Below are 19,964 nucleotides of genomic sequence, written 5' to 3'. Positions count from 1 at the left end.
TTGATCTTGTCTCTTAAAAACAAAGTCAAAAGATCGCAGCCTGCGGCAGCTCCTACAGGGGAAGACGTTAAATTAGTGGGAATCCAACCCGTATTCATGAGGAGAACGCGCGTGTCGCCAAGCCTGTTCCGACGATAACCATCAGCCCGCTGTGCGTTTTCCGTTTCGCCCTTTTTTCCGGCTGCTATTTATTACAGGCCCAGGTTCATGCCCGAATACGTCAATTGGCTTCGTCACGCGTCCCCTTACATCAACGCTCACCGCGACTGCACGTTCGTCGTCATGCTACCCGGCGACGGTGTGGAGCATCCGAACTTCGGCAACATCGTCCACGACCTGGTGCTGTTGCACAGCCTCGGTGTGCGTCTGGTGCTGGTCCACGGTTCGCGTCCGCAGATTGAAACCCGCCTCGCCGCTCGCGGCCTGACCCCGCACTATCACCACGGCATGCGCATCACCGATGCGGCAACCCTGGAATGTGTGATCGATGCAGTCGGTCAGCTGCGTATTGCCATCGAAGCGCGGCTGTCGATGGACATGGCCTCGTCGCCGATGCAGGGCTCGCGTCTGCGGGTGGCCAGCGGCAACCTGGTCACGGCGCGGCCGATCGGCGTGCTCGAAGGCGTCGACTATCACCACACTGGCGAAGTGCGCCGCGTCGACCGTAAAGGCATTAATCGCCTGCTCGACGAGCGCTCGATCGTGCTGCTGTCGCCGCTGGGCTACTCGCCGACCGGGGAAATCTTCAACCTCGCCTGCGAAGACGTCGCCACCCGCGCCGCCATCGACCTCGGTGCCGACAAGCTGTTGCTGTTCGGCGCTGACCTCGGTCTGATCGACGAAAACGGCAAACTGGTACGCGAACTGCGGCCGCAACAGGTGCCTGCGCATCTGGCGCGTCTGGGCAACAACTATCAGGCCGAACTGCTGGATGCCGCCGCCGAGGCCTGCCGTGGCGGCGTGGCGCGCAGCCATATCGTCAGCTACGCCGAGGACGGTGCACTGCTGACCGAACTGTTCACCCGCGATGGTGGCGGCACGCTGGTGGCTCAGGAGCAATTCGAATTGGTGCGCGAGGCGGCGATTGAAGACGTCGGCGGTTTGCTCGACCTGATCAGTCCGCTGGAAGAGCAGGGGATTCTGGTGCGTCGCTCGCGCGAAGTGCTGGAGCGCGAGATCGAGCAGTTCAGTGTGGTTGAGCGTGAAGGGATGATCATTGCCTGTGCGGCGCTGTACCAGATTGCCGATTCGGACGCCGGTGAGCTGGCGTGCCTGGCGGTGAATCCGGAGTATCGCCATGGCGGTCGCGGCGATGAGTTGCTGGAGCGCATCGAGACCCGTGCCCGGGCGCAAGGGCTGAAAACCCTGTTCGTGCTCACTACCCGTACCGCGCACTGGTTCCGCGAGCGCGGGTTCGAGCCTAGCAGCGTCGAACGCCTGCCGGCGGCGCGGGCGTCGCTGTACAACTATCAGCGCAATTCGAAGATCTTCGAAAAGACCCTGTAATCCGAGTCCCCTGTAGGAGCTGCCGAAGGCTGCGATCTTTTGATCTTGATTCAGAAAACCAAAGTCAAAAGATCGCAGCCTTCGGCAGCTCCTACAGGGTTTTGTGTTTACTCAGCGATGAACTTCGCACTGACGTACGGCGAATAGTCCGGCAGCACCGTCTCGACCTTGCCCTGTTCCTTCAAAAACTTCGCCGTCTCACCAATCGCTTTCGCCGTGCCACCGTCCAGCAGTGCGGTGGATTGCTGCGCCTTGGCATCCGGGAAGGCCGAACCGGCCAGCAGCTCCGGCACGTCGGCCGCATTGGCACCCGTCAGTTTTGCGATTTTCTGCACCGGCGCCGAGTCCGCTGTCCAGCTGTCCTTATGGCTGGCGTAATCGGCAAACGCATCTAGAGTGACCTTGGCAAACTTGGCCACCACCTCAGGATGCTTTTCGGCGTAGTCCTTGCGCGCGACCCAGACTTCGAAGGTCGGTGCGCCCCATTGGCCGACTTGTGCGGCATCGGTCAGGGTCTTGCCGGTCTTGCGGATTTCCCCCAGCGCCGGCGACCAGACAAACGCGCCATCTATATCTCCACGCTTCCACGCCGCTGCGATTTCTGCGGGCTGCAGGTTCACCACTTTGACTTTCGAGGTGTCCAGGCCCCAGTGCTTGAGTGCGCCAAGCAGGCTGTAGTGGGAAGTGGAAACGAAAGGCGTGGCGATGGTCTTGCCGACCAGGTCCTGCGGGGTATTGATCCCGCTGCCATTGCGCACCACCAGCGCCTCGGCGGCGTTGATCTGCGCTGAAACAATGAAAGCGACGATCGGCAGATTGCGCGATGCGGCCGCTGCCAAAGGACTGGAGCCAAGGTTGCCGATCTGTACGTCGCCTGATGCGATGGCTGTCACAACTTCCGGGCCGCTATTGAAGCGACGCCAGTTGATTTTCTCGCCGATGGTCTTCTCGTAGACGCCGTCGGCCTGAGGGACTTTGCTCGGGTCGATACCGGTTTGATAGCCAACGGTGAGGTTGGCGGCATGGGCGGAAAAAGAAATCAGCGCCGATACACAAACTGTAACAAATTGACTAGATAGTGCGCGTTTGGCCATCATGGCGTCGCCTTTTCGATAGGGTTTGACGAATCGGGGTTGCGCCAAAGCTAATCGATATAAAAAAAGGCTAACAAATACCATTTAGGAATGAGCTTAGTCGCCGATACGCTGTTTCCCGGCGGAGGTGGCACGATACTGGCCATATTTCGAAATGATATTAAAAAGAATGAATAAATTCTTTTTGGGTTTATCAGGAAATCTTTAATCTGCACGGACCAAATCACGGCGATTAGACCTTGGTCGTAGACACACAAGGTTACGATTGACTTGTCAGTCACGGTCTGGCGCTAATCGCGCATCTTAGGATCCAGGGCATCAGACCCCGGGCCAGGAACACAAGAATTAGAAACGAGAGGAGCTTTACATGAACAAGTCCACCTTGGCCCTGGCTGTGGCCGTAGGGGTTTTGGCGCAGCAGGCAGGCGCCGCCGGTTTCATCGAAGACAGCAAAGCTACTTTGGGGCTGCGTAACTTCTACATCAACACTGATAACCGTGACTCCGGCACCAAAGCGGCTGGCGCTCAGAACAAGAACGAAGAATGGGGCCAAGGCTTCGATCTGCGTTTCATCTCCGGTTACACCCAAGGCACCGTAGGCTTCGGTATCGATGCCATCGGCCTGTTGGGCGTGCGTCTGGATTCGGGCGGCGGCACCAACGGTGCAACCTCGACGTCCTACGGTGGCACAGTGTTCCCGAGCAAGTCCAATGGCGAAGCTGTTGATAACTTCTCGAGTCTGGGCCTGACCGCCAAGGCCAAAATCTCTCAGACCGAACTGAAGCTGGGCACGTTGCAGCCAAAGAACCCGGTCATCGTGACCAACGACGGTCGTCTGCTGCCACAAACCTGGCAGGGTGGCCAGATCACTTCCGGCGAGATCAAGGACCTGACTCTGGTCGCTGGTCAGATCGAAGCAGTGAAAGGGCGTAACTCCAGCAACAACGAGAACCTGTCTGTTGGCGGTGCGAACGCTCGCGTGGCCAACAGCAACAAGTTCTACTACGCCGGTGGTGACTACAAAATCACCAAGGACCTGACTGCCCAGTACTACTACGGCAACCTGGAAGACTTCTACAAGCAGCACTTCCTGGGTCTGGTTCACAACTGGGCAATCGGCCCAGGCGTACTGAAGTCTGACTTCCGCTACTTCCACAGCAGCGACGACGGCGCCAACGGCAACACCGCCGCCTACTTCGGCAACGGTAACTACGTCGGCAATGTCAGCGGTAAAGGTCCGATCGACAACAACCTGTACAGCGGCCTGTTCCTGTATACCGTTGAAGGTCACACTTTCGGTGGCGGCTATCAGGTTTCCAACGGCAGCTCCGACTTCCCTTGGCTGAACCAGGGCGACGGTTCGTCGAACTACACCATTACCGACATGCAGATCCAGAAGTTCGGTCGTGCTGGCGAGAAAACCTGGCAAGCACGCTACTCGTATGACTTCGCCAAAGTCGGCCTGCCAGGCCTGACCGCCGGCATGGTCTACCTGCGCGGCAGCGACATCGACACCGTGGGTTCCAACCGTCGTGAGAACGGCAACGGCAACTCCGAGTGGGAACGCGATCTGACCATCGGTTACGTTATTCCTGAAGGTCCGGCCAAGAACCTGGGCTTCATGTGGAAAAACGCTACCTGGCGCAACGACATCCCAGGTCAGCGTGACCAGGATGAAAACCGCCTGATCGTCAGCTACTCGATCCCGCTGCTGTAATAGCGCGCTCAAGCTACTGATGTAAAAAAGCCCCGTCCGGCATTGCGCCGGACGGGGCTTTTGCATTTTCGGGTCAGGCTCACCCCCGTAAGCCTGTCCCGACATTCCCTTCTTTTGCAGCTACTCAAGGCCTTCTCGAACCTTGGGGTCGATGTTCGTCGCGATGACGACGAGCGTCCAGTGAACGATGTTTAATATTCAATTAAATTCTAAATATCTAGTTATTTATTCTTTTTCATGATGGCAAATCCCAAGCTACAGTTGAGTTCTCCAACAACTCATCAGGAGCAGCATCATGAGCCTCAGACTCGGCGACATCGCCCCCGACTTCGAACAGGATTCCAGCGCCGGCAAGATTCGTTTCCACGAGTGGCTGGGCGATAGCTGGGGTGTGCTGTTCTCCCACCCGGCCGACTTTACCCCGGTGTGCACCACCGAGCTGGGTTTCACCGCCAAGCTCAAGGATGAGTTCAGCAAGCGCGGCGTCAAAGCCATTGCGCTGTCGGTGGACCCGGTGGACTCGCACCACAAGTGGATCGAAGACATCAACGAAACCCAGAACACCATCGTCAACTTCCCGATCCTGGCCGATGCCGATCGCAAGGTGTCCGATCTCTATGATCTGATCCACCCGAACGCCAACGACACGCTGACCGTGCGTTCGCTGTTCGTCATCGATCCGAACAAGAAGATCCGCCTGACCATCACCTACCCGGCGAGCACCGGGCGCAACTTCCACGAGATCCTGCGGGTGATCGATTCGCTGCAACTTACCGACAACTACAAGGTGGCCACGCCGGCCAACTGGCAGGACGGTGAGGAGGTGGTGATCGTGCCGTCACTCAAGGACGAGGAAGAGATCAAGCAGCGCTTTCCGAAGGGCTACCGCGCGGTGAAGCCATACCTGCGCCTGACGCCGCAGCCGAATCGTTAAGATCAAAAGATCGCAGCCTGCGGTGCTCCTACAGGAGGAGGCCGCTCCATGCAGAAGCTGCCGAAGGCTGCAATCTTTTGATGCATCCAAATAGCAGGGGATTTCAGGCCGTTTCGACGGCCTTTTTTTTGCGCGCAGTTTGTTGAAATTTATATCTCTAAAATGCATAACCAAATGAATAAATATGATTTATGGATATATAAATCAGCTGGTAAGGTCACTCCATCGAAGCGAGATCGCAACCGGCGAATCGCCTGTAACGCGCAAGGAATCGTCTGAATGCTGGTCGTCTCACTCGGTGGCAGTCCCAGCCAACGCTCCCGTTCCGGGGTGTTGCTGGAGCGCTCGCAACGCTGGTTGCAGGAGCAGGGGGTGGAAGTGGTGAGTTATCAGGTGCGGGACTTCCCGGCCGAAGACTTGCTCCACGCCCGCTTCGACAGCCCGAAGGTGCTCGACCTGCTGGCGCAGATTGAAAACGCTGACGGTCTGCTGATCGCCACGCCGGTGTACAAGGCGTCGTTTTCCGGCGCGCTGAAGACCGTGCTCGATCTGCTCCCGGAACGCGCCCTGAACCACAAAATTGTGCTGCCGATGGCCACGGGCGGCAGCATCGCCCACATGCTGGTGGTCGATTACGCCCTCAAGCCCGTGCTGTCGGCATTGAAAGCCCAGGAAATGCTGCAAGGGATTTTTGCCGAGGACAGCCAGATTGCTTACGGCGAAGGCAGTGCCCAGGCGCAACTGGCGCCGGCGCTGGAGCAGCGTCTGCACGAAGCACTGGAGCAGTTTGTCAGTGCCATGGCCCGCCGGCCGAAACCGCTGGAGCCGGGACTGTTGAATGAACGTTTGTTGAGTGCTCGCTGGAGCATTTAAGCCTCACCGAAATTGAAGTACTGGCCTTACTCGCCCGCCAACGGGCAAGCAGGTGCAGCCACAACCCAACAGCAAAAAGGAGAGCGCTATGCGCACTGTATTTTTGCGTCGTGGTCTGGTCGCTCTGTTTGCTGCGGCTGTGTCCTTCGGCGCCATCACCCAGGCTCAGGCCGAGACGCTAAGAATCGGTTATCAGAAGTACGGCACGCTGGTGCTGCTCAAGGCCAAAGGCACACTGGAAAAACGTCTGGCTGCCCAAGGCGTGGACGTGCAATGGACTGAATTCCCCGGCGGCCCGCAATTGCTCGAAGGCCTGAACGTAGGCTCGATCGACTTCGGTGTTACCGGCGAAACCCCACCGGTATTCGCTCAGGCTGCCGGCGCTGACCTGCTCTATGTCGCCTACGAACCGCCAGCGCCGAACAGCGAAGCGATCCTCGTACCGAAAGACTCGCCGATCAAATCGGTCGCCGATCTGAAGGGCAAGAAAGTCGCGCTGAACAAAGGCTCCAACGTGCACTACTTGCTGGTGCGCGCCCTTGAAGACGCCGGCCTCAAATACGCCGATATCCAGACCGTGTACCTGCCGCCGGCCGATGCCCGCGCCGCGTTCGAACGTGGCAGCGTCGACGCCTGGGTGATCTGGGATCCGTACCAGGCCGCTGCCGAGCAACAGCTGCAAGCGCACACCCTGCGTGACGGCAAAGGCATCGTCGACAACCATCAGTTCTACCTCGCGACCAAACCTTACGCGCAGAAAAATCCCGAGGTGATCAAGACCCTCGTCGAAGAAGTGCGCGCCGTGGGCGAGTGGTCCAAAGCCAATCCTGAAGACGTGACCCGACAGGTCGCGCCACTGCTCGGCCTGCCGGCTGACATCACCCTGACCTCGGTGAAACGCCAGGGCTACGGTGCGCTGTTCCTTACCCCGGACGTGGTCGCCGCGCAACAGAAAATCGCCGACACCTTCTACCAGCTCAAGCTGATTCCCAAGCCGTTGAGCATCAAGGATGTGATCTGGACACCACCGGCCGCTGTGGCCCAAAGCTCGGTCAGCCAAGCCCAGTAAATCGAATCCCCAAGGAGACCACTCCATGAGCCTTAACATCTTCTGGTTCCTGCCTACCCACGGCGACGGCCATTACCTTGGCACCGCCGAAGGCGCCCGCGCCGTTGACCACGGTTATCTGCAACAGGTCGCGCAAGCGGCGGATCGTCTGGGTTTTGGCGGCGTGCTGATTCCCACCGGCCGTTCGTGCGAAGACTCGTGGCTGGTGGCCGCGTCGTTGATCCCGGTGACCCAGCGTCTGAAATTCCTTGTCGCCCTGCGCCCCGGGATCATTTCCCCGACGGTGGCGGCGCGGCAGGCAGCGACCCTGGATCGTCTGTCCGGCGGTCGTGCGCTGTTCAACCTGGTGACCGGTGGCGACCCGGAAGAATTGGCCGGTGATGGTCTGTTTCTCGATCACGAAGCGCGTTATCAGGCTTCGGTGGAATTCACGCGGATCTGGCGTCGGGTGCTGGAAGGCGAAACCGTCGATTACGACGGCGAACACATCAGCGTGAAGGGCGCCAAACTGCTCTATCCGCCGATCCAGCAACCGCGCCCACCGCTGTACTTCGGTGGCTCCTCGGAAGCGGCGCAGGATCTCGCTGCCGAACAGGTCGAGATGGTCCTGACCTGGGGCGAACCGCCAGCGGCGGTGGCCGAGAAGATCGAGCAGGTGCGCGCCAAGGCAGCCAGGCTCGGGCGTACCGTGCGCTTCGGCATTCGTCTGCATGTGATCGTGCGCGAAACCAACGCCGAAGCCTGGCAAGCAGCCGACCGGCTGATCTCGCATCTGGACGACGACACCATCAAACGTGCGCAAGCATCGCTGGCGCGCTTCGACTCGGTCGGCCAGCAACGCATGGCCGCGCTGCACGGCGGCAGTCGCGACAACCTCGAAGTCAGCCCCAACCTGTGGGCCGGCGTCGGTCTGGTGCGCGGCGGTGCCGGTACCGCGCTGGTCGGCGATGGTCCGACCGTGGCCGCCCGCGTGAAGGAGTACGCGGATCTGGGGATCGATACGTTCATCTTCTCCGGTTATCCACACCTCGAAGAGTCGTACCGCGTCGCTGAGCTGCTGTTCCCGCACCTCGACATCGAGCGTCCGGAGCTGCCGAAAAGCGCCGGTTATGTCAGCCCGTTCGGCGAGATGGTGGCCAACGACATTCTTCCCAAAGCCGCGTCGCAGAGCTGAGGCGCGCCATGAAGAAACTTATCCACAACCTCGCGCCCTGGGCGTTGCCGGTGTTGTTGCTGGCGGTGTGGCAGTTGTCGGTGTCGGCCGGTTGGTTGTCGACGCGGATTCTGCCGGCACCGGTGGCGGTGATCGAGGCCGGTGTCAGCCTGGTGCGCAGCGGCGAAATCTGGACACACCTGGCAATCAGCGGCTGGCGCGCCGCGCTGGGCTTCACCATCGGTGGCAGCATTGGCCTGGTGCTGGGCTTCATCACCGGCCTGTCGAAGTGGGGCGAACGCCTGCTCGACAGTTCGGTGCAGATGATCCGCAACGTGCCGCACCTGGCGCTGATTCCGCTGGTGATCCTGTGGTTCGGCATCGACGAGTCGGCGAAGATTTTCCTGGTGGCGCTGGGCACGTTGTTCCCGATCTACCTCAACACTTATCACGGCATCCGCAACGTTGATCCGGCGTTGGTGGAGATGGCGCGCAGTTATGGCTTGAGCGGTTTCAGCCTGTTCTGGCAGGTGATTCTGCCGGGTGCGTTGCCTTCGATTCTGGTCGGTGTGCGCTTTGCGCTGGGCTTCATGTGGTTGACGCTGATCGTTGCCGAAACAATCTCCGCCAGCTCCGGCATCGGCTATCTGGCGATGAATGCCCGGGAGTTTTTGCAGACCGATGTGGTGGTGCTGGCGATCCTGCTTTACGCGGTGCTCGGCAAACTCGCCGACCTCGCGGCCCGTGGACTTGAACGTGTGTGGTTGCGCTGGCATCCGGCTTATCAGGTTGCCAAGGGAGGTGTGGCATGACCGCTCAACAACCTCCACGCCTGCTGCGCGGGATTCCGCTGGTGGTGCGCAACCTGCAGAAAACCTTTGGTGCGCGACAGGTGCTGCGCGACATCGACCTGCACATTCCGGCGGGGCAGTTCGTCGCCGTGGTCGGGCGCAGCGGTTGCGGCAAGAGCACGTTCCTGCGTCTGCTCGCCGGCCTCGATCAACCGACGGGCGGCGACCTGTTGGCCGGTGCCGCCCCGCTGAGTGATGCGCGGGAAGACACCCGGCTGATGTTCCAGGAAGCCCGGCTGCTGCCGTGGAAAAAGATCATCGACAACGTCGGGCTCGGCCTTAAAGGCAACTGGCGCCCGCAAGCGCTGGAGGCGCTGGAAGCGGTGGGTCTGGCCGATCGTGCCAGCGAATGGCCGGCCGCCTTGTCCGGTGGGCAGAAGCAGCGTGTGGCGCTGGCCCGCGCGCTGATTCATCAACCGCGCCTGCTGCTGCTCGACGAGCCGCTGGGTGCGCTGGATGCGCTGACCCGGATCGAGATGCAGCAACTGATCGAACGCCTCTGGCAACAGCATGGCTTCACCGTGCTGCTGGTGACCCATGACGTCAGCGAAGCGGTGGCGATTGCCGACCGGGTGATTCTGATCGAGGACGGCGAAGTCGGCCTCGACCTGCAAGTGGAGCTGCCACGTCCGCGCGTGCGCGGATCGCATCGACTGGCGGCGCTGGAAACCGAAGTGCTCAACCGTGTTCTGTCCCTGCCCGGCGAGCCGCCGGAGCCGGAACCTGTTTCACCACTGCCTACGCAATTGCGCTGGGCTCAATAACCCAAGTTACCTCCAACGACAGGAATCAAAGCCATGACTATCAAAGCCATCAACGTGCGCAACCAGTTCAAAGGCTCGATCAAGGAGATCGTTCTCGGCGACGTGCTGTCGGAAATCGACGTGCAGACCGCCTCCGGCATCGTCACTTCGGTGATCACCACCCGCTCGGTCAAGGAGCTGGAACTGGCGGTGGGCAGCGAAGTGATCGCCTTCGTGAAATCCACCGAGGTGTCGATCGCCAAGTTGTAAGCCTGTGAGTAAAAAATAACCCCGAATGGCGTGAGCCCTTCGGGGTTTTTTGTTATCTGCATCAGATGAGGATGCTGTCGCGGCGCTCCCACAGGTTATCTGTCGGTCACCAAATCTGCATACACAGCAGCTCCTTGTGGGAGCTGGCTTGCCAGCGATGAGGCCATTCAGCTCACCAGATGTCTCTTGGGCAGATAAGGCGGCAGATACAACCCGAGGTAGGCATCAAACACCCGCATCCCTTCCTCGGCCATGCGCGGCGTGATCTGCCCGTACTGCTGCACCGAACGTGCATACACGCGGTCGCCCAGTTCCATCGCCAGCGCAAACACGTCGACATCGGTCGGCAGTCGCGGCAATTCGAAGTGATGGTCGAACAGTTTGTGCATCAGGTCGCCGAGTTCGATGTCGTGCTGGCGATCGGCCTGGGTCACTTCGGTCAGGCCGTGCTGGGCGAGGATCAACTGACGGGCCGCCGCGTCTTCGCCGTAGATCTCCAGCATCCGTTCCTCGATCAGCCGCGACAGGTCGCGCCAGTCGCGCAGGGCATCGTGGTCGATCGGCGCTTGCAGGCAGGCGCGAAACGCCGCGTGCACGTCGGCGGTCAATGCTTCGAGCAGCGCCGGGACGCTGGCGAAGAAGTGGTAGACCGAGGAGGGCGGAATCTGCGCGCGTTCGGCGACGCTGTAGATCGACAGGCTGGCCACACCCTCGGCAGCCAGCAGCGTGCGCGCGGCGTCGAGTATCGAGTCGATGCGCGCCTGACTGCGGGCACGGGGTTTACGGACGGGGGCGGGACGCGTCATGAAAGTCTCCTGCGGGGCAGCGGGCATTGTACGAGCCGGGTTCGATGTTGTCTGCCCGGACGCCATCGCTGGCAAGCCAGCTCCCACAGGTATCCGTGTTGAACACAAATTTTGATTACACAACAGAACCCTGTGGGAGCTGGCTTGCCAGCGATCCGCCGCAGGCGGCCATGCATCCCAAACACAGAGATGTGTGTTTAGCCATAAAAAAACGCCGTTGGCTGCAAGAGCCGACGGCGTTCTGTTTGGCACTACAACCGCTTAAACGGTATGCAGATACCAGTTGTACTCAAGGTCGGAGATGGAGTGTTCGAACTCCTCCAGCTCGCTTTCCTTGCAGGCGACGAAGATATCGATGTATTTCGGATCGATGTACTTGGCCATCACCTCGCTGTCGTCCAGCTCACGCAGGGCATCGCGCAAGTTGTTCGGCAGGCTTTGTTCGTTCTGCTCGTAGCTGTTGCCTTCGACCGGAGCGCCCGGTTCGATCTTGTTCACCAGACCGTGATGCACACCGGCCAGGACCGAAGCCATCAGCAGGTACGGGTTGGCGTCGGCACCGGCCACGCGGTGTTCGATCCGTACGGCGTCGGCAGAGCCAGTCGGCACGCGGATCGCCACAGTGCGGTTGTCCAGGCCCCAGCACGGCGAGTTCGGTACATAGAACTGCGCGCCGAAGCGACGGTACGAGTTGACGTTCGGGCAGAGAAAAGCCATCTGCGCCGGCAGGGTCTCGAGCACACCGCCGATCGCGTGACGCAGCGCGGCGTTCTGCTCGGGATCCTCGCTTGCAAAGATGTTCTTGCCATCTTTGTCGAGCACCGAGATGTGGACATGCAGACCGTTACCGGCCTGGCCCGGGTACGGCTTGGCCATGAAGGTGGTGTCCATTTCATGGTCGTAGGCGATGTTCTTGATCAGACGCTTGAGCAGTACCGCGTAATCGCACGCCTTGATCGGGTCGGCGACGTGGTGCAGGTTCACTTCGAACTGCGCCGGGGCACTTTCCTTGACGATGGCGTCGGCCGGGATGCCTTGCTCTTTGGCGCCTTCCAGAATGTCCTGGAGGCAGTCGACGTATTCGTCGAGGTCGTCGATCAGGTAGACCTGAGTCGAGTGCGGGCGTTTGCCGGAAATCGGCGAGCGTGGCGGCTGTGGACGGCCGTTCACGTTTTCCTGGTCGATCAGGTAGAACTCCAGCTCGAAGGCTGCGCAGATGGTCAGGCCCAGCTCGTCAAACTTTGCAACAACTTGACGGAGCACTTCGCGCGGATCGGCGAAGAACGGGTCGCCTTCGAGTTCGTGCATGGTCATCAACAGTTGCGCGGTCGGGCGCTTCTGCCATGGCTCGTTGCACAGGGTATCGGGGATTGGATAGCAGATCCGGTCGGCGTCGCCGATGTCCAGACCCAGGCCGGTGCTTTCCACCGTAGAACCATTGATATCCAGAGCAAATAGAGAGGCCGGCAGGTTGATGCCTTTCTCGTAAACCTTGTGGAGGCTGGTGCGTTCGATGCGCTTGCCGCGCACCACACCATTCATATCCGCAATCAGAAGGTCAACGTACAGAACCTCAGGATGTTCCTTAAGGAACGCGTTCGCTTCGTTAAGCTGAACGGCACGCGGGGGTACCGACATGATGCAACACCTTTGTTGTTAAAAATATCAATCATTGATCTTTTCTGGTTTCAGTCAACCCGAACGGCATGCCGAAGTCAAGCGAGGCCTTTTTTGCCCTAAAAAAGCGCTGCGAGGGCATTTATGGGGCACTTTGGGGCAGTTTTTTGTCCTTGGGACGCTTGGCACCCGCGGGCTTGAGCAGGCCGTGTTGTATTTTTTACGGGGGTGTTGTGTAAAAAAATGAACAAGGCTAAGCTCCGATCAAACCCATAACAGCAATAATACCGGGGTGCTTCATGTCTCGCCTGCCGTTAATCGGCATCACCGACTGCTCGCAACAGTCCGGTCTGCATGCTCAACACATCAGTGGCGACAAATCCGTCCGTAGTGCAGCCCGCAAGGCTCGCGGGCTGTCGACGATGTCCTCGTCCGCATCACGCCAAACGGCAGCGTCCGTTATTCTGGACGTACGGCAAAGCATTCTGTTTATGGCGCCTTCCTTCAATATAGATCCCTTTGAGTCCCAAAGCCTGTGCCGCTTCCCCAGCCGTGCTCATGATTCTGCACGCCTTGAATGTGCACAGGAAATGCAACGCCAGCGTAAAGGGCAGGTAAGCTCCTCTTTCATTGTCGATGCGCGGTGCCAGGCGTAAGCCGGCACTGCGCGCAAGCAAGCCCTCCTTTAACGCGACGCCACGGCGTCAAACTTTGCCTGACACGATGTCAGGAGACTCAGCCCAGAGGCATTTATGAGTAACAACCTCGACCAGCTCACCGATTGGTTGAAAGACCACAAGATCACAGAAGTCGAATGCATGATCGGCGACTTGACCGGTATCACCCGGGGCAAGATCTCGCCGACCAACAAGTTCATCGCCGAAAAGGGCATGCGTCTGCCGGAAAGCGTGCTGTTGCAGACCGTGACCGGCGACTACGTCGAAGACGACATCTATTACGAACTGCTCGACCCGGCCGACATCGACATGATCTGCCGCCCCGATCAGAACGCCGTATATCTGGTGCCATGGGCCATAGAGCCGACCGCTCAGGTGATCCACGACACCTACGACAAGCAAGGCAACCCGATCGAGCTGTCGCCGCGCAACGTGCTCAAGAAGGTCCTGAAGCTCTACGCCGACAAGGGCTGGCAGCCGATCGTGGCACCGGAGATGGAGTTCTACCTGACCAAGCGCAGTGACGACCCCGACTATCCGCTGCAGCCGCCTATCGGCCGCTCGGGCCGTCCGGAAATCGGGCGTCAGTCGTTCTCCATCGAAGCGGCGAACGAGTTCGACCCGCTGTTCGAGGACGTCTACGACTGGTGCGAACTACAGGAGCTGGACCTCGACACGCTGATCCACGAAGACGGCACGGCGCAGATGGAAATCAACTTCCGTCACGGCGATGCACTGTCGCTGGCCGACCAGATCCTGGTGTTCAAGCGCACCATGCGCGAAGCCGCGCTCAAGCACGACGTGGCCGCCACCTTCATGGCCAAGCCGATGACCGGCGAGCCGGGCAGTGCGATGCACTTGCACCAGAGCATCATCGACATCGAGACCGGCAAGAACGTGTTCTCCAATGAAGACGGGACCATGAGCCAGCTGTTCCTGCACCACATCGGTGGCCTGCAGAAACTGATTCCGGAATTGCTCCCGCTGTTCGCGCCGAACGTCAACTCGTTCCGCCGCTTCCTGCCGGACACTTCGGCGCCGGTGAACGTGGAGTGGGGCGAAGAGAACCGCACCGTGGGCCTGCGCGTCCCGGATGCCGGCCCGCAGAACCGCCGCGTGGAAAACCGCCTGCCGGGCGCCGACGCCAACCCGTACCTGGCGATTGCCGCGAGCCTGCTCTGCGGTTACATCGGCATGGTCGAGGGCCTCAATCCGAGCGCGCCGGTGGTCGGTCGTGGCTATGAACGCCGCAACCTGCGCCTGCCGCTGACCATCGAAGACGCGCTGGAGCGTATGGAAAACAGCGCAACCATCGAGAAATACCTGGGCAAGACCTTCATCACCGGCTACGTCGCGGTCAAGCGGGCCGAGCATGAAAACTTCAAGCGCGTGATCAGTTCCTGGGAGCGTGAGTACTTGCTCTTCGCCGTCTGATACGCCGGGCGCGGCTGGCAGCAGCCGCGCCTTCACCGATAACAAGGAGAATTGGCATGACCAGCAACAACCCGCAAACCCGTGAGTGGCAAGCCCTGAGCAGCGAACACCACCTGGCCCCGTTCAGCGACTTCAAACAACTGAAAGAGAAGGGCCCACGGATCATCACCAACGCCAAGGGCGTGTACCTGTGGGACAGCGAGGGCAACAAGATCCTCGATGGCATGGCGGGTCTGTGGTGCGTGGCGATCGGTTATGGCCGCGATGAGCTGGCTGACGCCGCCGCGAAGCAGATGCGCGAATTGCCTTACTACAACCTGTTCTTCCAGACCGCGCACCCGCCGGCGCTCGAACTGGCCAAGGCCATCGCCGACGTGGCGCCGGAAGGCATGAACCATGTGTTCTTCACCGGCTCCGGCTCCGAAGGCAACGACACCATGCTGCGCATGGTTCGCCACTACTGGGCGATCAAGGGCCAGCCGAACAAGAAAGTCATCATCAGCCGCAAGAACGGTTATCACGGTTCCACCGTGGCCGGCGCGAGCCTGGGCGGCATGACCTACATGCACGAACAGGGCGATTTGCCGATCCCGGGCATCGTCCACATCGCGCAGCCGTACTGGTTCGCCGAGGGCGGCGACATGTCGCCGGAAGAGTTCGGCATCTGGGCCGCCAATCAGCTGGAAGAGAAGATTCTCGAAGTCGGCGTGGACAACGTTGGTGCGTTCATTGCCGAGGCGATCCAGGGCGCCGGCGGCGTGATCATTCCGCCTGATACCTACTGGCCGCGCATCAAGGAAATCCTCGCCAAGTACGACATTCTGTTCGTGGCGGACGAAGTGATCTGCGGTTTCGGCCGTACCGGCGAGTGGTTCGGTTCGGATTTCTACGACCTGAAACCGGACATGATGACCATCGCCAAAGGCCTGACCTCCGGCTATATCCCGATGGGTGGCCTGATCGTCCGTGATGAAGTGGTGAAAGTGCTCAACGAAGGTGGCGACTTCAACCACGGCTTCACCTACTCCGGGCACCCGGTGGCGGCAGCGGTGGGTCTGGAAAACATCCGGATTCTGCGCGACGAGAAAATTATCGAGAACGCGCACAACGAAACGGCACCGTATTTGCAGAAGCGTCTGCGCGAACTCAACGACCACCCGTTGGTGGGCGAAGTGCGCGGCGTCGGGTTGCTGGGGGCGATCGAGCTGGTGCAGGACAAGGCCACTCGCAAGCGTTACGAAGGCCGGGGCGTGGGCATGATCTGCCGGCAGTTCTGCTTCGATAACGGCCTGATCATGCGCGCCGTGGGCGACACCATGATCATTGCGCCGCCGCTGGTGATCAGCAAGGCGGAGATCGATGAGCTGGTGACCAAGGCACGCAACTGCCTGGACCTGACCCTCAGTGCGTTGCAAGCCTAAGTGCTAGGCTTCGAGCGGGGGAGCTGCGGCGCTCTCGCTCGAAGGTGTCAGAAAGGTGGGCCTTTTCTTGAAAGACCGCCTCCGATCTTGCCAGACTAGCCGCAGTTCCAGTTGTCGGGGTTCGGCCGCTGAACAAAGTGGTTCAAAAAAGAAAAATTTGGAGCATGACGCATGAAGGCATTAGGTAAAAAGCTTGCTGGCAAGACTCTTCTCGCGCTGTCCGTCGCGGGCATGATGGCGGGTGCGGTTCACGCGGACGACAAGGTACTGCACGTTTACAACTGGTCCGACTACATCGCTCCGGACACCATTGCCAACTTCGAGAAAGAATCCGGGATCAAAGTCGTCTACGACGTATTCGACAGTAACGAAACCCTGGAAGCCAAACTGCTGGCGGGCAAATCCGGTTACGACGTCGTTGTGCCGTCGAACAACTTCCTGGCCAAGCAGATCAAGGCCGGTGTTTACCAGGAGCTGGACCAGTCCAAGCTGCCTAACTGGAAGAACCTGAACCAGGACCTGCTCAAGGCCGTGTCGGTCAGCGATCCGGGTAACAAGCACGCCTTCCCGTACATGTGGGGTTCGATCGGTATCGGTTACAACCCGGAGAAGGTCAAGGCTGCGCTGGGCGTCGACACCATCGACTCGTGGGACGTGCTGCTCAAGCCGGAAAACATCGCCAAGCTCAAGGGCTGCGGTGTGAGCTTCCTCGATTCGCCGACCGAAATGCTCCCGGTCGCACTGCACTACCTGGGCCTGCCTACCGACACCCAGAAAAAAGAAGACATCAAGAAAGCCGAGGACCTGTTCCTCAAGATTCGTCCTTCGATCACCTACTTCCACTCCTCCAAGTACATCTCGGACCTGGCCAACGGCAACATCTGCGTAGCGGTCGGTTACTCGGGTGACGTGCAGCAGGCCAAGTCCCGTGCCGCCGAGGCCGGTGACAAGGTGAAAGTCAGCTATGCCATTCCGAAAGAAGGCGCTGGCAGCTTCTTCGACATGGTCGCCATCCCTAAAGATGCCGAAAACGTCGAAGGCGCCTACAAGTTCATGACCTTCCTGCAGAAGCCTGAAGTCATGGCCGGCATCACCAACGCCGTACGCTTCCCGAACGGTAACGCTGCTGCGACCGCTCTGGTGGAAAAAGACATCACCAGCGATCCAGGCATTTACCCGCCAGCCGACGTGCAGGCCAAGCTGTATGCGATCGCCGATTTGCCGGCCGCTACCCAGCGCGAAATGACCCGCAGCTGGACCAAGATCAAATCCGGTAAATAAGCCGGTTTGAAGCAGCAACCGCTGGCTGTCGTCGCCATGACGGCGGTCAGCGGATCAATTAAATGACAGAAAGTTTTGCTGGATCGGTTTTTCGAAGGTAAGTTGCGCGCCGGTTTTGTTGCCGGGCAACCGTGACTGTCTTGCAGCACGGGGCAACTTGGGCCCAACTCAATTAGAGGACCTCCACTTGCCTATTTTTTCTTCTTTGCGCAAAGCTCTGCTGGCCACTGCCGGCCTGACGATCGCTGTCGGAGCCCAGGCCGCCGGTACGGTGCATATTTATAACTGGTCGGATTACATCGGCGAGACCACCCTGGCCGACTTCCAGAAAGAAACCGGGATCAAACCGGTGTACGACGTGTTTGATTCCAACGAGACCCTGGAAGGCAAGCTGCTGGCCGGGCGTACCGGTTACGACGTGGTCGTGCCGTCGAACCACTTCCTTGGCAAGCAGATCAAGGCGGGCGCGTTCCAGAAGCTCGACAGGTCGCAGCTGCCGAACTATGCGAATCTCGATCCGGTGCTGCTCAAGCGCCTGGAGCAGAACGATCCGGGCAACCAGTACGCGGTGCCGTACCTGTGGGGCACCAACGGCATCGGCTACAACGTCGACAAGGTCAAGGCCGTGCTCGGTATCGACAAGATCGATTCCTGGAGCGTGCTGTTCGAGCCGGAGAACATCAAGAAGCTGCACAGCTGCGGCGTCGCGTTCCTCGACTCGGCCGATGAAATGATGCCGACCGTGCTCAACTACATGGGCCTGAACGCCAACAGCACCAATCCGAAGGATTACGCCAAGGCCACCGACAAACTGCTGGCCGTGCGTCCTTACGTCACCTACTTCCACTCCTCGAAATACATCGGTGATCTGGCCAACGGCGACATCTGCGTGGCCATCGGTTTCTCCGGTGACATCTTCCAGGCCAAGCACCGTGCCGAGGAAGCCAAGAAGGGTGTGAACATCGCCTACTCGATTCCGAAAGAGGGCGGCGCGCTGTGGTTCGACATGCTGGCGATTCCGAAGGACTCGTCCAACGTCAAAGAGGCCCACGCCTTCATCAACTATTTGCTGAAACCTGAGGTGATCGCCCAGGTCAGTGATTACGTCGGTTACGCCAACCCCAACCCGGGGTCGGACAAGCTGATGGAGCAGTCCATCCGCACCGATGAAGCGGTTTATCCACCGCAAGCAGTCCTCGACAAGACTTACGTGTCGGTCGAGTTGCCACCCAATATTCAGCGTTTGATGACCCGTAGCTGGACCAAGGTCAAGTCGGGCAAGTAAGGCACAAACTATCCTGGGTTCGTCCGCATGGGGCGAACTGCACTGTTTTTTTCTGGGAGTTTCGTAAATGGCAGTTGCCTCCGGCGCCTATAAGAAAGCCCTCGAGGGCGACCAGACACCTAAGCAGGTGTTGGTCAAAATCGACCGGGTCACGAAGAAGTTCGACGAGACGATTGCCGTGGACGATGTGTCCCTGGAAATCAAGAAGGGCGAAATTTTCGCCCTGCTCGGCGGTTCGGGATCGGGCAAATCCACACTGCTGCGGATGCTGGCAGGGTTCGAACGGCCCACGGAGGGGCGCATTTTCCTCGACGGCGTCGACATCACCGACATGCCGCCGTACGAGCGACCGATCAACATGATGTTCCAGTCGTACGCCTTGTTCCCGCACATGACCGTGGCGCAGAACATCGCCTTCGGCCTCAAGCAGGACAAGATCCCCAATGCCGAGATCGATGCGCGCGTCGCCGAGATGCTCAAACTGGTGCAGATGAGCCAGTACGCCAAGCGCAAGCCGCATCAACTGTCCGGTGGTCAGCGTCAACGTGTGGCACTGGCGCGTTCGCTGGCCAAGCGGCCGAAGCTGCTGCTGCTCGATGAGCCGATGGGTGCACTGGACAAGAAACTGCGGTCGCAGATGCAGCTGGAGCTGGTGGAAATCATCGAGCGCGTGGGTGTGACCTGCGTGATGGTGACCCACGACCAGGAAGAGGCCATGACCATGGCCGAGCGCATCGCGATCATGCACCTGGGCTGGATCGCCCAGATCGGCAGCCCGATCGACATCTACGAAACCCCGACCAGCCGTCTGGTCTGCGAATTCATCGGCAACGTAAACATCTTCGAAGGTGAAGTGATCGACGATGCTGAAGGCCACGCGACCATCACCTGCAAGGACCTCGACCGGCAGATCTACGTCGGCCACGGCATCAGCACCTCGGTGCAGGACAAATCCGTGACCTACGCGATTCGTCCGGAGAAGCTGCTGGTCACCGCCGAGATGCCGACCTGCGAATACAACTGGTCCAGCGGCAAGGTGCATGACATCGCCTACCTCGGTGGGCATTCGGTGTTCTACGTCGAATTGCCGAGTGGCAAGCTGGTGCAGTCGTTCGTCGCCAACGCCGAGCGTCGCGGTCAGCGTCCGACCTGGGGTGATCAGGTTTACGTGTGGTGGGAAGACGACAGCGGCGTGGTACTTCGCTCATGAACATGCGCAAATTCAAACGCCGG

18 protein-coding genes are annotated in these 19,964 nt (G+C 59.7%); 15 read left to right on the top strand and 3 right to left on the bottom strand.

All coding sequences use genetic code 11. The features are described 5' to 3' along the window. Positions 1-207: 207 nt before the first annotated feature. A complete protein-coding gene (gene argA, locus GTQ41_RS26455) occupies positions 208-1,506 on the top strand; it encodes an amino-acid N-acetyltransferase (protein ID WP_007967974.1) in 1,299 nt (432 codons plus the stop codon). 107 nt (positions 1,507-1,613) lie between these two features. Here argA and tauA read toward each other — a convergent pair whose 3' ends face one another. Beyond that, the gene (tauA, locus tag GTQ41_RS26450) at positions 1,614-2,600 is read right to left on the bottom strand and encodes a taurine ABC transporter substrate-binding protein (protein WP_196302455.1); all 987 of its coding nucleotides are present in this window, start codon (positions 2,598-2,600) and stop codon (positions 1,614-1,616) included. A gap of 367 nt (positions 2,601-2,967) precedes the next feature. Here tauA and GTQ41_RS26445 point away from each other — a divergent pair, with 367 nt between their 5' ends. The 8 genes from GTQ41_RS26445 (at position 2,968) to GTQ41_RS26410 (ending at position 10,210) form a co-directional block, all read left to right on the top strand. Then, a complete protein-coding gene (locus GTQ41_RS26445) occupies positions 2,968-4,317 on the top strand; it encodes an OprD family porin (protein ID WP_047297205.1) in 1,350 nt (449 codons plus the stop codon). 295 nt (positions 4,318-4,612) lie between these two features. Then, on the top strand, positions 4,613-5,251 hold the full coding sequence (locus GTQ41_RS26440) for a peroxiredoxin (protein WP_047297204.1): 639 nt from the start codon (positions 4,613-4,615) through the stop codon (positions 5,249-5,251). A 279-nt stretch (positions 5,252-5,530) separates the two neighbouring features. Further along, complete coding sequence (gene ssuE, locus GTQ41_RS26435) at positions 5,531-6,124, top strand: NADPH-dependent FMN reductase (protein ID WP_041072109.1); 594 nt, start codon at positions 5,531-5,533, stop codon at positions 6,122-6,124. An 88-nt stretch (positions 6,125-6,212) separates the two neighbouring features. Then, positions 6,213-7,193, top strand: a complete 981-nt coding sequence (locus GTQ41_RS26430) for a sulfonate ABC transporter substrate-binding protein (RefSeq protein WP_047297202.1) — start codon at positions 6,213-6,215, stop codon at positions 7,191-7,193. Between the two features lie 25 nt (positions 7,194-7,218). Continuing rightward, positions 7,219-8,367: an FMNH2-dependent alkanesulfonate monooxygenase gene (ssuD, locus tag GTQ41_RS26425; RefSeq protein WP_041072113.1), complete on the top strand. Its 1,149-nt coding sequence runs from the start codon at positions 7,219-7,221 to the stop codon at positions 8,365-8,367. 8 nt (positions 8,368-8,375) lie between these two features. Further along, positions 8,376-9,158: an aliphatic sulfonate ABC transporter permease SsuC gene (gene ssuC, locus GTQ41_RS26420; protein WP_047297201.1), complete on the top strand. Its 783-nt coding sequence runs from the start codon at positions 8,376-8,378 to the stop codon at positions 9,156-9,158. After that, complete coding sequence (gene ssuB / locus GTQ41_RS26415) at positions 9,155-9,961, top strand: aliphatic sulfonates ABC transporter ATP-binding protein (RefSeq protein ID WP_047297200.1); 807 nt, start codon at positions 9,155-9,157, stop codon at positions 9,959-9,961. The genes ssuC and ssuB overlap by 4 nt, the downstream gene beginning before the upstream one ends. Positions 9,962-9,994: 33 nt before the next feature. Continuing rightward, a complete protein-coding gene (locus GTQ41_RS26410; RefSeq protein ID WP_007967989.1) occupies positions 9,995-10,210 on the top strand; it encodes a molybdopterin-binding protein in 216 nt (71 codons plus the stop codon). Positions 10,211-10,377: 167 nt separating this feature from the next. On the opposite strand, the gene GTQ41_RS26405 is transcribed toward GTQ41_RS26410, so the two are convergent. Further along, complete coding sequence (locus tag GTQ41_RS26405) at positions 10,378-11,016, bottom strand: TetR/AcrR family transcriptional regulator (RefSeq protein WP_047297199.1); 639 nt, start codon at positions 11,014-11,016, stop codon at positions 10,378-10,380. 261 nt (positions 11,017-11,277) lie between these two features. Then, positions 11,278-12,654 carry a glutamine synthetase family protein gene (locus GTQ41_RS26400; RefSeq protein WP_003229254.1) on the bottom strand — a complete coding sequence of 459 codons (1,377 nt, stop codon included), beginning with the start codon at positions 12,652-12,654 and terminating at the stop codon, positions 11,278-11,280. Positions 12,655-12,932: 278 nt separating this feature from the next. Here GTQ41_RS26400 and GTQ41_RS26395 point away from each other — a divergent pair, with 278 nt between their 5' ends. From GTQ41_RS26395 to potA, 6 genes are all read left to right on the top strand, one after another. After that, a complete protein-coding gene (locus tag GTQ41_RS26395; RefSeq protein WP_217325534.1) occupies positions 12,933-13,289 on the top strand; it encodes a glutamine amidotransferase in 357 nt (118 codons plus the stop codon). A gap of 96 nt (positions 13,290-13,385) precedes the next feature. After that, positions 13,386-14,744: a glutamine synthetase family protein gene (locus GTQ41_RS26390; RefSeq protein ID WP_007967993.1), complete on the top strand. Its 1,359-nt coding sequence runs from the start codon at positions 13,386-13,388 to the stop codon at positions 14,742-14,744. 56 nt (positions 14,745-14,800) lie between these two features. Then, on the top strand, positions 14,801-16,165 hold the full coding sequence (locus tag GTQ41_RS26385; RefSeq protein ID WP_047297198.1) for an aspartate aminotransferase family protein: 1,365 nt from the start codon (positions 14,801-14,803) through the stop codon (positions 16,163-16,165). A gap of 171 nt (positions 16,166-16,336) precedes the next feature. Continuing rightward, complete coding sequence (locus GTQ41_RS26380; RefSeq protein ID WP_047297197.1) at positions 16,337-17,446, top strand: polyamine ABC transporter substrate-binding protein; 1,110 nt, start codon at positions 16,337-16,339, stop codon at positions 17,444-17,446. 187 nt (positions 17,447-17,633) lie between these two features. Further along, positions 17,634-18,731 carry a polyamine ABC transporter substrate-binding protein gene (locus GTQ41_RS26375; protein WP_047297196.1) on the top strand — a complete coding sequence of 366 codons (1,098 nt, stop codon included), beginning with the start codon at positions 17,634-17,636 and terminating at the stop codon, positions 18,729-18,731. Positions 18,732-18,798: 67 nt separating this feature from the next. Then, positions 18,799-19,941, top strand: coding sequence for an ABC transporter ATP-binding protein (gene potA, locus GTQ41_RS26370; RefSeq protein WP_003229245.1), 1,143 nt, complete (start codon positions 18,799-18,801; stop codon positions 19,939-19,941). Positions 19,942-19,964 lie beyond the last annotated feature (23 nt).

The organism is Pseudomonas sp. AN-B15, from assembly GCF_019056475.1.
Lineage (GTDB): Bacteria > Pseudomonadota > Gammaproteobacteria > Pseudomonadales > Pseudomonadaceae > Aquipseudomonas > Aquipseudomonas parakoreensis.
The sequence above is the reverse complement of the archived record's forward strand: the minus strand, read 5'-3'. Positions and strand labels throughout refer to the sequence as shown.